Here is a 14382-nt window from a genome sequence, read left to right as displayed (position 1 = left end):
ACGCGTCATCCGTGCGCCGCTGCCCGGGAGGCGGATCGCACGAACGGAGGCAAAGGCGCCTCCGGCCGGTTCCGGGAAGGTCACGGACGACCTTCCCGGAGTCACTTTCCTCATGTCCCGGTCTTTCCGTAACGCCTCGCCCGAGCACGCCGGCAGCCCCTCGCCGCGATAGGGATTCCTGCCTGATCCACATCAAGCCGACCTCGCCTGAAAGCCGTTACAACAGCGGCGTGGCCGTCGTCCTGTCGACGGCCGCATAACGAAAAAAAGAATGGACCGTGGCCGAGGGGACCGCCCCAGGCCTACGCCTAAGGATGAGGAAATGCCTGCTTCTTTCCCGCGCCTCGGCTTGCTCGGCGCGCTGTGCTCCATCGTTCCCCTGCTCCATGCCAGCGAACCGACCACGGACGCTGCGCTCATCGAAAAAGGCCGCTACGTGGCCCAGCTCGGCGACTGCATCGCCTGCCATACCGGCCCGCAGGGCGCGCCGATGGCCGGCGGCCTGGAGCTGAAGACGCCAATGGGTACCATCTACTCGACCAACATCACTCCCGACCGGGAGACCGGCATCGGCCGCTACAGCTTCGAAGAGTTCGACCGCGCCATGCGCAAGGGGGTGACCGCCGAGGGAGTGAATCTCTATCCGGCGATGCCCTACCCGTCCTACGCCAAGATCAGCGAAGAAGACATGCGTGCGCTGTACGCCTACCTGATGCACGGCGTGCAACCCGTCACCCAGGCGAATACGCCGAGCGCGATGAGCTGGCCGTTCAACCAGCGCTGGGGCCTGTCGCTGTGGAACTGGGCGTTCCTCGACGACGCGCCGTTCATCCCCTCCAGCGACGCGGACCCGGCGATCAACCGCGGCGCCTACCTGGTACAGGGGCTCGGTCACTGCGGCGCCTGCCATACTCCGCGCGGCATCGCCTTCCAGGAAAAAGCCATGAGCGAAGCCGGTCGTTCCGGGCAGTTCTACCTCGCCGGAGAAACCGTCGAACAATGGCAAGCCCTGAGCCTGCGCAACCTGTGGACGGTGGAGGACACCGTGCAGTTGCTGAAGACCGGGCAGAACCGCTTCGCCACGGTGTCCGGCAGCATGACCGATGTCATCCACCACAGCACCCAGCACTTCAGCGACGACGATCTGCTGGCCATCGCCAGCTACCTGAAGTCCCTGCCGGCCGGCAAGGACGACCTGCCCATGCCCGACAGCGAACGCCCGCTGGCAGCACCGGTCGACCTGTACAGCTCGCGGGGCGGCCTCGGCTACGCGCAGTTCTGCTCCGACTGCCACCGCAAGGACGGCAGCGGCGTCCCGGGCATGTTCCCGCCGTTGGCCGGCAACCCCACGGTCGCTTCGGCCAACCCGAGCACGCTACTGCATATCACCCTTACCGGCTGGAAAACCGCGCAGACCGCAACCCACTCGCGGGTCTACACCATGCCCGGCTTCGCCCAGCTGGAAGACCGCGAAATCGCCGAAATCCTCAGCTTCGTCCGCAGCAGTTGGGGCAACCAGGGTTCGTCGATCGATGCCGGCCAGGTGAAGAAACTGCGCCAGCAGATCGAGGCCGGCAACGGCCCGGCCACGACCTTCGTCTCTCCACGCCTGGCGGACATGCTCGCGGCGCCGAACGCCGAACAGGTGGTACGCGGCATGCGCCTGCACCTGGAGACCCGCGAGCTGCTGCCGGCGAACGTCGGCAACCAGTTGAACTGCACCAGTTGCCACCTGAACGCCGGAACCGTAGCCGACGGCTCGCCCTTCGTCGGCGTCTCGGCGTTCTTCCCCAGCTACGCGCCACGGGCGGGCAAGGTCATCGGCCTGGAGGAACGCATCAACGGCTGCTTCCGGCGCTCGATGAACGGTAAGCCTCTGCCGCCGGACTCTGCCGACATGCAGGCGATGGTGGCCTACTTCGACTGGATGAAGAACAACACCCGGCCGCAGGACAAGGTCGCCGGCCGCGGCGTCGGCAAGGTCGACCCGGCGCTGAAGCCCGACCCGGAGAACGGCCGCAAGGTCTACGCCCGACAATGCGCGGTGTGTCATGGCGAGAATGGCGAGGGGCTGAGGAACAGCGCCGGCGAGATGCTCTTCCCACCGCTGTGGGGCGACGAGTCGTTCAATATTGGCGCCGGCATGGCGCGGACCTTCACCGCTGCCGCCTTCGTCAAGCACAACATGCCGATCGGCTTCCAGGAACGCTTCCCGCTCGGCCAGGGCGGCCTCAGCGACCAGGACGCAGTGGACGTCGCGGAGTACTTTTCGCACCAGCCGCGCCCGGACTTCCCGGACAAGATCAAGGACTGGCCGAAGGACAAGCGTCCGCTGGATGCCCGCTACTGATGCCGCAATGAAAAACGCCCCGTCGATGCGTCGACGGGGCGTTTCGCTCCTTCCTGGGGCCGATGCGCCTCAGAGGATTTCCAGCAGTTCGACGTCGAACACCAGCACGCTGTGCGGGGGAATGCTGCCGACCGCCTGGCCGCCATAGGCCAGTTCGCTCGGTACGTGCAGGCGCCACTTGGAGCCGGCGTTCATCAGTTGCAGCGCTTCGACCCAGCCGGCGATCACGCCGCCCACCGGGAACTCGGCCGGCTGGCCGCGCTGGTAGGAGCTGTCGAATACGGTGCCGTCGATCAGGGTGCCGTGGTAGTGGGTGCGCACGGTATCCTCGCGGGAAGGCTTGGCGCCCTCGCCAGTGCTCAGCACTTCGAACTGCAGGCCCGAGGGCAGCACGGTCACGCCTTCGCGCTTGGCGTTCTCGGCCAGGTAGGCGCGGCCTTCGCCAGCGGCGGCTTCGGCCTTGGCCTGGGCTTCGGCCTGCATGCGCTCGCGGATCACCTGGAAGCTGGCCGACAGCGCCTCGCCGGAAACCCGGCTGTCGATACCTGCGAACGCATCGGACAGGCCGGCCAGGACTGCGTCCAGGGTCATGCCCGGAACCGGGTTCTCGCGCAGTTGGTCGCCCAGTTGACGGCCGATGCCGTAGCTGACACGGGCTTCGTCAGTGGTCAGGTTGAGTTCGCTCATGGCGCTGCTCCGCTGTGGGGTCGAAAAAGGGCGGCCAGCCTAGCACAGAAGGCCCTTCCCCCCTACCAGCGCAGCCGCTTGTGCTCAACCCTGGCGGATCGACAGCGGCAGCCCGCCGATAAACGAACCCGACTCGGCCAGGAGTCCACACATCTCGTCATCGACATCGGCGCACACCAACTCCACCGGAACCCTGTCCAGCCCGCGCAGTACCTGGCGCGCATGCTCCACGGAGCGCAGGCTGACCGGCTGGCCGAGATCGTCCTCCACCGGATAGGCGCGGTCGCCCATCTGCGCCTCCAGGACATAGATGCCGCCCTCCAGCGACACCAGGTGCAAGGCGTCGATATGTCCGGCCTGGACCCGGCCGGCGAGATCCTGCATGTTCATCGCGAACCTCTCGAGGTTGCGCAGGCAGCGGAAGCCTCCAGGTTTCCGCCAACCGCCTCGGTCCCGACAGCGCCGGCCCGATTCCCGGCATCGTCCGGCCGGCAGGCCCCGACGATGCGAAGGACGCCCGCTCCCGGCGTCCGCCCGATATCACAGGAAAGTCTTGCCCAGGCGGCAGGCAACGCAAGCCGGAAACGCCGCCGCCCGTCCGTTTTACAACGGCCGGGCGGCGCGAGCGAAACACTGGAGAGGGTCGTCAGTGACGGGTCTGCTTATCCAGGTAGCCCATGGCGAACGCCGAGAGCACGAAGGTCATGTGGATGATCACGTACCACATCAGCTTGTTGTCCGGCACATTCTTCGCGTCCATGAAGATGCGCAACAGGTGGATCGAAGAGATCGCCACGATGGAGGCGGCCACCTTGTTCTTCAGCGAGCCGGAATCCATCTTGCCCAGCCAGCTGAGCTTTTCCTTGCCTTCGTCGATGTCCAGTTGCGAAACGAAGTTCTCGTAGCCGGAGATCATCACCATGACCAACAGGCCGCCAACCAGAGCCATGTCGATCAGTGAGAGCAGGACCAGGATCAGGTCGGCCTCGGCCATCGCGAAGATGTTCGGGATGACGTGGAATATTTCCTGGAAGAACTTGATGGTCAACGCCAGCAGCGCCAGCGACAGGCCCATGTAGATGGGAGCCAGCAGCCAGCGCGAGGCGTACATGGCGTTTTCGAAAAAGCGTTCCATGGTCTCTTGTGTGTATGTGCAGGGGAAAATGGGGCGGCGAGTATAACGCAGCGGCCGGCGGTTTTTATCCAGAAAATCTGTGGATAAATATGTGCACCGAGCCGGGATGGATCCCGCCAGCGATGATGGCACGGGGCCTCGGCCGGATTGTTCAGGCTTTGCCCAGGCGCCGCTCAGGATTCCGGGCGAAACAGGTAGTCGCCGACATGCGGCCGTCGTTCGCCATTGAGTCGGCGCAGTTCGCCCTGCAGGTGCAGGCGCCAGATCGGCGGGTCGACGGCTTCGATATAGCCTTGCTGGGCCAGGCAGTCGGCAATCGCCTGCAACACCCCTTCGGCCACCAGCGGTCCGTGGAAGGGGCCCTGGGCCTTGATCGCCGAAGGCTGGGAGCCGGACATGCCGGCGGCGCAAAGCAGGGTCCAGAGTCCGTTCTCTCCGGCCAGCGGCCTGACCACGCATTCAATTCGCGTGGTCAGCCCCAGACAAGGGCGGATGAGGCAGAGGTTACGCGGCATGGCGGCATCCTCACGGGGGTTCCCAATTTTGAGCCTACACCTGCCGCCAGGTTCCGCATAGCGCCGGCGGGAACTTGTCCACAGGGCTGAAACGCACGAGGGCGGGGCTTTCTAGCCCCGCCCTCGGCAGGTTCCGGCAACGCGCCGGACTCAGTCCTTCTTCGCCGCGGCCTTGTCCTTCGCCGCGACGGTCTCTTTCTCCGCCGGCTTGTCCTTTTCCTTGTCGTCCTCTTCCATGCCGAGTTCGGATATCTCCTGCAAGCGCGCCACGACCAGATCGTTCACGCTGCCTTTCGGGAAGCGTCCCTTCTCGTCCTGGCCACCGACCGGCTTGCCCACCAGCAGCGCCAGCGCCTCGTCCACCTCGCGCACCGCGTAGACGTGGAACTGCCCGGCGCGCACCGCCTGCAACACGCGCTCGTCGAGCATCAGGGTAGTGACGTTGGCGCGCGGGATGATCACACCCTGTTCGCCGGTCAGGCCGCGCGCTTCGCAGAGGCGGAAGAAGCCCTCGATCTTCTCGTTGACGCCGCCGACCGCCTGCACCTCGCCGAACTGGTTGATCGAGCCGGTAATGGCGAAGCACTGCTTCAAGGGCGTCCGCGACAGCGCCGAGATCAGCGTGCAGACCTCGCCCAGCGAGGCGCTGTCGCCGTCCACGTAGCCGTAGGATTGTTCCAGGGCGATGCTGGCGGAGATTTCCAGGGGGAACTCCTGGGCGTAGCGGCTACCCAGGTAGCCGGTAAGGATCATCACGCCCTTGGAGTGGATCGGCTGGCCGAGGTTGACTTCGCGCTCGATATCGACGATGCCGCTGCTGCCCGGATAGACGGTCGCGGAAATCCGCGCCGGCACGCCGAACACCGAGTCACCCACCTCCAGCACGGTCAGTCCGTTGCACTTGCCGACCGCGGCGCCAGCGGTGTCGATCAGGATGATCCCCGCCAGCATGTCGTCGAGGATCCGCGCCGACACCCGTCCGGTGCGGGTCTGCTTGGCCTTGAGGGCACGCTCGATGTGGCCGAGCTGGATCACCTCCTCGTTCGCCAGCTGACGGATGAAATCGGCTTCGCTGACCAACTGGAACAGATCGCCGATCCGTGCCGAAAGCCGCCCCTGGTGCTCGGCCAGGCGCGCGCTGTAGGTCGCCAGTCGCGCCACCGCCGCGCCGCTGAGGGGCGCCATGCCCTCTTCCGAGGTGCGCGTCTTGAGCAACTGTGCGAACTGTTCGAGGCTGTCCTCGCCCAGCGGGATGTCCTCGTCGAAGTCCACCAGCACCCGGAACATCTCCTGGAAGTCCGGATCGAGGTCCTGCAGGGTGTAGTAGATCTGCCGCGAGCCGATGATGATCACCTTCAGTTGCAGCGGGATCACCTGGGGGGTCAGGGAAACCGCAGCCAGGCGGCCGAGTTCGGCCAGCGGCGACTCCATCTTCAACTGGCGCGACTGCAGGGCACGCTTGAGCGCGTCCCAGACGAACGGCTCGCCAAGCATCTTTTCCGCTTCCAGGATCAGGAAGCCGCCGTTGGCCCGGTGCAGCGCCCCCGGACGCAACTGCCGGTAGCTGGTGTAGAGCGCCCCCTGGTCCGAGCTGTACTCGATGCGGCCGAACAGGTTGTCGTAGGTCGGGTGCGACTCGAACACCACCGGCGCGCCGCTGGTCGCGTGGTGGACGATGGCCTGGTTCGGCGCGTACTGCTCGATCAGCCCTTGCTTGCGCTGGGCGTCGGTGCGGCTGTCGTCGACCAGTTGGTCGACCACGGTCTTCAGCAGGTTCAGTTGCATCGCCTGCAGGTAGGCGCAGACGCCCGGGTTGTTGTTGTACTTCTCCACCAGAGGCGCCAGCAGGGGCTGCAGGGCCAGGGTGATGGTTTCCTCGTTGAGCTCGCGCAACTGGTTGCTCGACTCGCGCTTCCACTGCGGCAGGCTCGCCAGTTCCTCGTTGAGGTACTCCTCGAGGGCGGCGATATCCTTGTGGAAACGCTCGCGCTCGGCTTCGGGCAACTGGGCGAATTCGGCCTCGTCGAGGGCCTTGCCGTCCTTCATCGGGGTGAAGGCGACGTTGGCGCTGTCGCGGTACAGCGCCACGTCCTTCTCCAGGGCGCGCCGCTCCACCGAGTCCAGGGCGCGGTCGTAGCGCTGGTTGAAAGCGCGGTCGACGGCGTTCTTCTTCTGCTGGTAGGCCGGATGCTCGAAGACCGCCGGGAAGGTCGACATCAGGTTGTCGATCAGACGGTCGATGTCGGCGCTGAATTCGGTCGCGCTGCCCGGCGGCAGCTCGATCACCCGAGGTTCGCGCGGCTCGTCGAAATTGTTCAGGTAGACCCAGTCGGAGGGCGTGGCGACGCGCTTGCCCTCGGCTTGCAGATAGCGTTTGACGAAGGAGAAGCGTCCGGTCCCCGGCTCGCCCATGACGAATACGTTGTAACCCGGACGCGGCATCGCCACACCGAACTGCAGCGCCTCGACCGCACGCTCCTGGCCCAGCACGCCGCGGAAGGGCTCCAGGTCATCGGTGGTGTCGAAGGCGAATTGCTCGGGAGCGAACGGGCGGGTCAGTTCTTCTGGCGCCAGGCGCAGGCCGGCAGCGACGGAATCGGGCATCGGGAATCCTTGCATCGGGCGGCAGATCGCCGCGGGGTGTCGTCGCCCGCATTCTCCCCCCAGCCTCGCGCCACTGACAAGGCGCGGATGGCGCTATCTCACCGATGTACCAGGTCGGCGCAGCGCAGGCAGTATTCCGCCGCAGGCAGGGCGGCCAGGCGCGCCGGTTCGATGGCCTCGCCGCAGCGCTCGCAGTAGCCGTAGCGACCTTCCGCCAGGCGCAGGCGGGCCAGGCCGACCTGACGCATCCCCGCCTCCGCCTCGGCGAGCAGGCCTTCGAGCACTTCGTCGTTCTGGCGCTGCACCGCCTGCTCGGCGAAGTCCGGCGAATGGCTGCGCGCCAGGTCCCGACGGATCGCCGCGGCGCGTGCCGCGTACTCGGTCGCCAGGGTTTCCAGGGCGGTAGCGGGGTCGAAAGCGCTCATATCCACCTCCTGCATGAGGAACGGCTGACCAAGGCCGGTTTCGCTCAGACCGACCAGAACTTTCCCAAGTCTGGACGGTTCCAAGCGGATTGCCGCTGACGCCGGTCAATTTTCGCCCGGCATTGCGCGCTGCCACCCATTCGGTGCCTTGACACCCCGGTGGCATTCCGAAAAGCTCACGGCGTCGCTGGCCCGCTCCAGATGGCTCCGATCCACCTCAAGAGAGAACAAACGATGAAACGGATTCTGCTCGGTACCCTGTTCGCCGCCGCCTCCTTCAACGCTTTCGCCGACGCTCCCGGCGGCGCCGGCTGCGGCTGGGGCAACATGCTCTTCAAAGGCCAGCGCGGCGTGGCCACCCACGTGGTCGCGGCGACCACCAACGGCACTTCCGGCAACAACACCTTCGGCATGACCACCGGCACCAACGGCTGCCATACCAACGGCGCGCTGTCCTATGGCGGCAAGCCCCTGCTGGTGCTCGGCAGCATGATGGACGAGCTGTCCGAAGACATGGCCAAGGGCAATGGCGAAGCGCTGACCACCTATGCCGTGGTGCTGGGCGTGCAACCGCAGGACCGCGAGCACTTCGCCGCCGTCACCCATGAGCATTTCTCCGAAATCTTCAACAAGTCCGACGCCACCGCCGCCGACGTCTATGCCAACACCCAGGCGATCCTGAAACAGGACGCCCGCCTGGCCAAGTACGCCGAGCAGGCCTGAGCCTCGCCGCCTGCCCGTTCGCGGGCAGGCCCCTTTCCCCAAGCATTAAGCCTTGCCGATGCCGAAACGCCTGTTGCCCTGGATGGCGCTGTGCGCCTGCTCCCCCCTTCTGGCTGCGCCCACGGTTCCCGAGGCCCGCCTCCAGCAACTGGCCGCCGATCCCTACTGGATCGCCCTCGGCCACTACGAACGCGGCAAGCTCGGCGGTTGGCGCAGCTACGTCGACGACGAGCGGTTCTTCCTCGCCGACAACGGCGAGAGCCACCCGGACGCCGAACTGGCGGCCACGCTAAAGGCGCTCTATGCCTCGCCCAGCCTTGGCGACAAGCACGCTCAGTGCGTCTACCCGGCGCGCACCCGCTGGCTGCGCCAGCAACTGCAACTCGACGACCTGCCGCAGCCGCAGTGCGGCGAATACGACAACTGGTACCGCGACATCAACCCGCACAGCGCGGTGCTGGTGTTCCCCGCGGCCTACCTGAACAGCCCGTCGTCGATGTTCGGCCACACCCTGCTGCGCATCGACCAGGCCGACGTCACCAGCAACAACACTGCCCTGCTCAGCTACGCGCTGAACTTCGGCGCCTACATCGAAGGCATGGACAACAGCATCCTCTATGCCTGGAAAGGCCTGATGGGCGGCTATCCCGGCCTGTTCGCGCTGGTCCCGTACCGGGAGAAGCTGGCCGAATACAGCCGCCTGGAGAACCGCGACCTCTGGGAATACAAGCTGAACCTGACGCCCGAGGAGACCGGGCGCATGGTCGAACACGTCTGGGAACTCAAGCAGGTCCGCTTCGACTACTACTTCTTCGACGAGAACTGTTCGTTCCGCCTGCTCGAACTGATGGAGATCGCCCGCCCGGGCATCGAGCTGACCGAGCAGTTCCCGCTTACCGCGATCCCCACCGACACCGTCCGCGCGGTGAAGAACGCCGGGCTGATCGAGCGCATCGACTACCGGCCGTCGCGCGAGAAGGAACTGCTCGCCCGCGCCGAACCGCTCGACCATGCCGAGCGCGACTGGGCCAAGCGCCTGGCGGACGACGACAGCCTGCTCGACGCTCCCGACTTCAAGGCCCTGCCGATGCCGCGCCAGGCGCTGATCCAGGACGCCGCCTTCCGCCTGGTGCGCTACCGCGCCACCGGTCAGGCGCGTGACAGCGGCATCGCCTCGCGCAGCTACAACCTGTTGCGAGCGATCAACCGCAACCCGCCGCCGGACCTCCAGGTCGAGCGCCCCGGCCAGCCGGAGGACGGCCACGAGTCACGGACCTGGCAGTTCGGCGTCGGCAGCCGCGATGACCGCGCCTTCGCCGAATACGGCCTGCGCATGGCCTACCATGACCTCGCCGATAACGCCTATGGCTTCCCCCTCGGCGCGCAGATCGAGATCGGCCAGCTCAAGCTGCGCCAGTACGAAGGCAACCGCTGGCAGTTGCAGAATCTCGACCTGGTCACCATCCGCTCGCTGACCCCGCGCAACCAGTTGCTCAAGCCGCTGTCCTGGCAGGTCGCCGGCGGCCTGGAGCGGGTGCCGGGCGAGGACGGCGACGAAAACCTGGTCAGCCATCTGAACGGCGGCGCCGGCGGCAGCTGGATGTTCGGCGACGACCTGCTGCTCTACGCCATGGGCACCGCGCGGATCGAGAACAACAGGGACTTCGCCGCCGCCATCGCCCCGGCGGTGGGCTTCGACAGCGGCCTGCTGTGGCGCAACCCGCTGGGCAACCTGACCCTGGAGGCCAAGGGCGACTACTTCCACAACGGTGAAGTGCGCCGCAGCCTGGGCTTCGTCCAGCAGGTGGAGCTGGGCCGCGACCTCGGCCTGCGCCTGAGCGCCGAACGCGAGTTCAGCCATGTCGGCAAGCCGATCAACGAGGTGAAGCTGGAGCTGCGCTGGTACTACTACTGAGCCAGCCTCCGGCGCACCTCCATCAGGGCGAAGCCGAGCAGGTTGAGGCCTTGCCAGGTCGCCGGCTCGGCTGCCAGGGGATCGCTCGCGGCCAGGCCGATGCCCCAGATCGCGTCCACCGGGCTGGCCTCGACCAGCACCCGGTCGGCGGTGCCCAGAAGGTATTTCTTCAGCGAAGCGTTCTGGCCGAACTTGCCGAGGTTGCCTTCGATCACGATTTCCACCCGCTCGGCGTTCCAGCGTGCCTCGTCGAAGCCGGCGACTTCGCGGCCGAGGGCCTTCGCCTCGCCTGGGCTGCGCGCCGCCAGGATGCGCTCGAGCAACCTAGGGTCGTCGAACAAGCGTGCCTTGGCCGCCATCATGTAATGCTCGGCGCTGGGGTAGCGCACCCCGTCGAGCTTGAACGAAGCCTCGTACCACTGGCTGAAACAGCTCTTGCCGACCTTGTCATCCGTCGCCGGGCGATGTCCCCAGAAATACAGGTATTTGAAGCTTTCGCCGGCCGCGCAGCGCTGGCGCAGCCGCTCGACGTCCATTATCTCGCTCATCGGCATTCGTCCCTGGAGCCCGTGAAAAGACGCCAAGGATATCCCGAAGTGGTGTTCAGGCGCGTATCTGCGCCCAGTCCAGGCCGAAACGCGCCAGGTACTTGCGCAGCCGGTCGGCGTCGTTGGGGTTGCGCTTGTCCTGGCGCGAAACGGCGAACAGCCGGCGTCCCGCCTCGGAAAGGGTCTTAGCCCCGCGGCACACCTCCAGCACCGCCTGCAGTTGCAGGCGGTCGAACAGATCCAGGGCCTCCACCCGCTGCCCCAGCAGATCGGCCAGTGGCTCCCGGCCCGCATCGAGCCCCCAGGCCTGGCGCAGGCGGAGGATCTCCTCCTCGACCAGCGCCTCGTCGATCCGCCCGCTGTCGGCCAGGGTCGCCATCCGTGTGATGGAAGCCGACAGCTCGCGGAAGTTGCCGGCCCAGCGCGCTTCGCTGGAACCGGCGAAGGCCAGGTAGCGACGCTTGGCCTCCAGGTTGAAACGCACCTGCCGCCCTTGCTCGCGGGCGTGCCGCTCCAGTTCGAAGTCGATGTTCGGCTCGATGTCCTCGCGGCGTCCAGCCAGGCCCGGCAGCTCGAAGGTCCACAGGTTGATGCGGGCGAACAGGTCCTCGCGGAACAGGCCTTCGGCCACTCGTCCGCGCAAGTCGCGGTGGGTCCCGGCGATAAGCTGGAAGTCGCTCTCCACCTCACGGTCCGAACCCAGCGGGAAGAAGCGCTTCTCTTCGATAGCCTTGAGCAGCATCGCCTGTTCGTCGGCGCCCAGCTCGCCGATCTCGTCGAGGAACAGCATGCCACCGTCGGCTGCGCGCAGCAGGCCTTCGCGCGCATTCTGCGCGCCGGTGAAGGCGCCCTTGACGTGACCGAACAGTGCCGACATCGCGCCGTCGCCGCGCAAGGTGGCGCAGTTGACCTCGACGAAACGCCCGTCGAGCTGGTGCCGGCTGCGCTTGAGTTCATAGATGCGCCGGGCGAGGAACGATTTGCCGGCACCGGTCGGCCCCACCAGCAGCATGGGTGCCCGCGAACGCACGGCGACCCGCTCGATCTGCTCGATGGAGCGGTTGAAAGCGGCATTGCGCGTGGCGATTCCCGACTTGAGCAAAGCCAGGCTTTCCTCCTGTTCGCGGCGGAACCGCGAGGCGATGCGGTCGTAGCGGGACAGGTCGAGGTCGATCAGCGTCGCCGAGCCCTCGGGATGGCGCGCCTCGTCCTTGCGCCGCGACGGCGAGGTCTGCACCAGCCGGGCCGGCAGGTAGCGCGCCTCGGTAAGGAGGAACCAGCAGATCTGCGCGACATGGGTCCCGGTGGTGATATGCACCAGGTAGTCTTCGCGCTCGGTGTCGAAGGGGTAGGCGCTGACGAAATCGTGCAGGGCGCCATAGACCTCCTCGAAGTCCCAGGGGTTGCGCAGTTCCATCTGCTGCAGGCGGACCTCGGTATGCGGCGACACCGCGGCGATGTCGGCGCGAATCCGCTCGGCCAGGCCGAGGTCGCGGGCGTCGTTGCCGTGGATCAGTTCGAGGCGGTCGATCAGCAGGTCCGGCTGCTGGCACAGGCCGATGCTCGGCCGCCACTTTTGCCAGCGCGCCGCGCCCTTGCCGAGACGGTCGAGGGTGGCGCCGATGAAGCCGATGGCGACCGTGCGTTTCATCACTGCTTATCCTTCAAGATAAAGATCGATATGAAAATATATAGAAATAGCCAGGCATCTCTCCATCGAATTCGCCGACGAAGCGCAATAAAAAATTTATTCACCTTTAAAATCAAACAGTTAATCAAGAAACAATCTCATCGATAAAAACCTGGCACGCCGCTCGCTATATCCATTTCGACCGCATCGCCCATGCAGGCCGACGGGTCGGGACTCCAGTCCCGCCGGTGCCCGAGCCCACCCCTGGTGTCGGCGTCGTGCATGCCGCCCGCAACAACGACGGTCATTCGCGAATGACGGCAATGCCGCTTCGCGGTTCGATAGCTCAGCCTGGTAGAGCAACCATCCACGAAATGGTCTGTCGCGGGTTCGACTCCCGCTCGAACGTTGCCTTAACGGCAATCACTCAATGGCAACACCCGCCGGTGTGGCCGAGGCGAACTGCGCAAGCGGCCAGGAAGGCCGGAGAACGCAAGGGAGCCGAAGCCGCCGCCGGCCCGTCCGGCCCGCGGTTCGGGCACGGGGCAAGGCAGGCCGGGGATCGAGGGAATCGATCGTATGGACAGGACGTCCGCCAGGCCAACCTCCTCCGCGCTCCACCCACGACGCTCGACGGGCCGGCAACACCGGCACCACGGAAGAATGAAAGGAATGAAGAGATGAAAATGCTGAAGCGCTTTATCGTGAAGAAGAACGAACGCGGCCTGCTGCATTCCGAAGGCGACTTCCTCGCCGTGCTCGAACCGGGCACCTACCGCCGCTTCGATCCGTACGACCGCCTGAGCCTGGAAAGCTTCAGCCTGAACACCCCGCAGTTTGAACACCGCCTGGCCGGCTACCTGCGGCAGAGCGAACCGCAACTGGTGGAGCGCTACTTCACCCGGATGGACCTGGGCGACAACGAGGCCGGCCTGCGCTACGAGGACGGCGTGCTGGTGGAGTTGCTCGCACCGGGCAGCCGCCGACTGTACTGGAAAGGCCAGACCGAGCAGCGCCTGGAGCGCATCGACCTGACCCAGGACTATCGATTGTCCGCCGCGCTGGTCGCCCAGTTGCACCAGCCGAACCTGCGCGACCGCGCCCTGGCGGGCCTGGACGCAGTGTTGCTGGTCCAGGTGCCGGCGTTCCAGGTCGGCGTGCTCAAGGTCGACGGCGCCCTTGCCGGCCTGCTGCAAGCTGGACAATACGGTTTCTGGCGCTACAACCGGCAAGTCAGCGTGGAACTGGTCGACACCCGTATCCAGGCGCTGGAGGTCAGCGGCCAGGAGATCCTCACCCGCGACAAGGTCAGCCTGCGCCTGAACCTCGCCGCCAATTGGCGCTACAGCGACGTGCTCACCGCCTTCTCGCGGCTGAGCAAACCGCTGGAGTATCTGTACCGCGAGCTGCAGTTCGGCCTGCGGGCGGCAGTGGGCACCCGTACCCTCGACGAACTGCTGGAGAACAAGCAGTCGATCGACGAAGCGGTCAGCGCCCACCTGGCCGCCAAGCTGGAAGACAGCGGCCTGGAAGTGAGCGGCCTGGGCGTACGCGACATCATCCTCCCGGGCGAAATGAAGACCCTGCTGGCGCAGGTGGTGGAGGCGGAGAAGGCGGCCCAGGCCAATGTGATCCGCCGCCGCGAGGAAACCTCGGCGACCCGCTCGCTGCTGAATACCGCGAAGGTCATGGAGGAAAACCCGACCGCGCTGCGTCTGAAGGAATTGGAAACCCTGGAGCGGGTGGCCGAGCGCATCGACCGGATTTCGGTATTCGGTGGCCTGGACCAGGTATTGAACGGACTGGTCACGCTGAAGCAGGCCTGATCACGAACGATAGCCGCGCCGTCG

Annotated in this window: 12 protein-coding genes and 1 tRNA gene; 5 read left to right on the top strand and 8 right to left on the bottom strand. The window is 66.0% G+C overall.

Annotated features, from left to right (window positions below):
• The first annotated feature begins 322 nt into the window (after window positions 1-322).
• Window positions 323-2350: a c-type cytochrome gene (locus FHW81_RS24010; protein WP_023120066.1), complete on the top strand. Its 2028-nt coding sequence runs from the start codon at window positions 323-325 to the stop codon at window positions 2348-2350.
• 69 nt (window positions 2351-2419) lie between these two features.
• Here FHW81_RS24010 and FHW81_RS24005 read toward each other — a convergent pair whose 3' ends face one another.
• The 6 genes from FHW81_RS24005 to FHW81_RS23980 all read right to left on the bottom strand — a co-directional run bounded on the left by FHW81_RS24005 (window position 2420) and on the right by FHW81_RS23980 (window position 7716).
• Entirely contained in the window at window positions 2420-3037 is a 618-nt protein-coding gene (locus tag FHW81_RS24005; protein WP_003094769.1) for an FKBP-type peptidyl-prolyl cis-trans isomerase, read from the bottom strand.
• An 84-nt stretch (window positions 3038-3121) separates the two neighbouring features.
• Window positions 3122-3427, bottom strand: coding sequence for a DUF6482 family protein (locus tag FHW81_RS24000; protein ID WP_003105116.1), 306 nt, complete (start codon window positions 3425-3427; stop codon window positions 3122-3124).
• 256 nt (window positions 3428-3683) lie between these two features.
• Complete coding sequence (locus FHW81_RS23995) at window positions 3684-4172, bottom strand: TIGR00645 family protein (protein ID WP_003094773.1); 489 nt, start codon at window positions 4170-4172, stop codon at window positions 3684-3686.
• 173 nt (window positions 4173-4345) lie between these two features.
• The gene (locus FHW81_RS23990) at window positions 4346-4687 is read right to left on the bottom strand and encodes a hypothetical protein (RefSeq protein ID WP_003094775.1); all 342 of its coding nucleotides are present in this window, start codon (window positions 4685-4687) and stop codon (window positions 4346-4348) included.
• 150 nt (window positions 4688-4837) lie between these two features.
• Complete coding sequence (locus tag FHW81_RS23985) at window positions 4838-7291, bottom strand: Lon protease family protein (RefSeq protein ID WP_003123401.1); 2454 nt, start codon at window positions 7289-7291, stop codon at window positions 4838-4840.
• Between the two features lie 98 nt (window positions 7292-7389).
• Window positions 7390-7716: a TraR/DksA family transcriptional regulator gene (locus FHW81_RS23980; RefSeq protein WP_003116271.1), complete on the bottom strand. Its 327-nt coding sequence runs from the start codon at window positions 7714-7716 to the stop codon at window positions 7390-7392.
• Window positions 7717-7950: 234 nt separating this feature from the next.
• Between FHW81_RS23980 and FHW81_RS23975 the strand changes: the two genes are divergently transcribed.
• Both FHW81_RS23975 and FHW81_RS23970 read left to right on the top strand, forming a co-directional pair.
• Window positions 7951-8439: a DUF3015 domain-containing protein gene (locus FHW81_RS23975; RefSeq protein WP_003094783.1), complete on the top strand. Its 489-nt coding sequence runs from the start codon at window positions 7951-7953 to the stop codon at window positions 8437-8439.
• A gap of 58 nt (window positions 8440-8497) precedes the next feature.
• A complete protein-coding gene (locus tag FHW81_RS23970; protein WP_003094784.1) occupies window positions 8498-10354 on the top strand; it encodes a DUF4105 domain-containing protein in 1857 nt (618 codons plus the stop codon).
• Here the strand turns inward: FHW81_RS23970 and FHW81_RS23965 are convergent.
• Window positions 10348-10902 carry an NADAR family protein gene (locus tag FHW81_RS23965; protein ID WP_004347866.1) on the bottom strand — a complete coding sequence of 185 codons (555 nt, stop codon included), beginning with the start codon at window positions 10900-10902 and terminating at the stop codon, window positions 10348-10350. The two genes, FHW81_RS23970 and FHW81_RS23965, sit on opposite strands and share 7 nt — an antisense overlap.
• Before the next feature lie 55 nt (window positions 10903-10957).
• Window positions 10958-12553: an RNA repair transcriptional activator RtcR gene (gene rtcR, locus FHW81_RS23960; protein ID WP_003112813.1), complete on the bottom strand. Its 1596-nt coding sequence runs from the start codon at window positions 12551-12553 to the stop codon at window positions 10958-10960.
• 314 nt (window positions 12554-12867) lie between these two features.
• On the opposite strand from rtcR, the gene FHW81_RS23955 reads away from it, so the two are divergent.
• Both FHW81_RS23955 and FHW81_RS23950 read left to right on the top strand, forming a co-directional pair.
• A tRNA-Arg gene (locus FHW81_RS23955) sits at window positions 12868-12941 on the top strand.
• A 271-nt stretch (window positions 12942-13212) separates the two neighbouring features.
• Window positions 13213-14358, top strand: a complete 1146-nt coding sequence (locus FHW81_RS23950) for a slipin family protein (protein ID WP_023090851.1) — start codon at window positions 13213-13215, stop codon at window positions 14356-14358.
• The last annotated feature ends 24 nt before the right edge of the window (window positions 14359-14382 follow it).

The organism is Pseudomonas sp. RC10-4-2 (assembly GCF_050433085.1).
In the GTDB taxonomy this organism is placed as follows: domain Bacteria; phylum Pseudomonadota; class Gammaproteobacteria; order Pseudomonadales; family Pseudomonadaceae; genus Pseudomonas; species Pseudomonas aeruginosa.
Note: the sequence above shows the minus strand (reverse complement) of the source record. Positions and strands in the feature narration are given on the sequence as shown.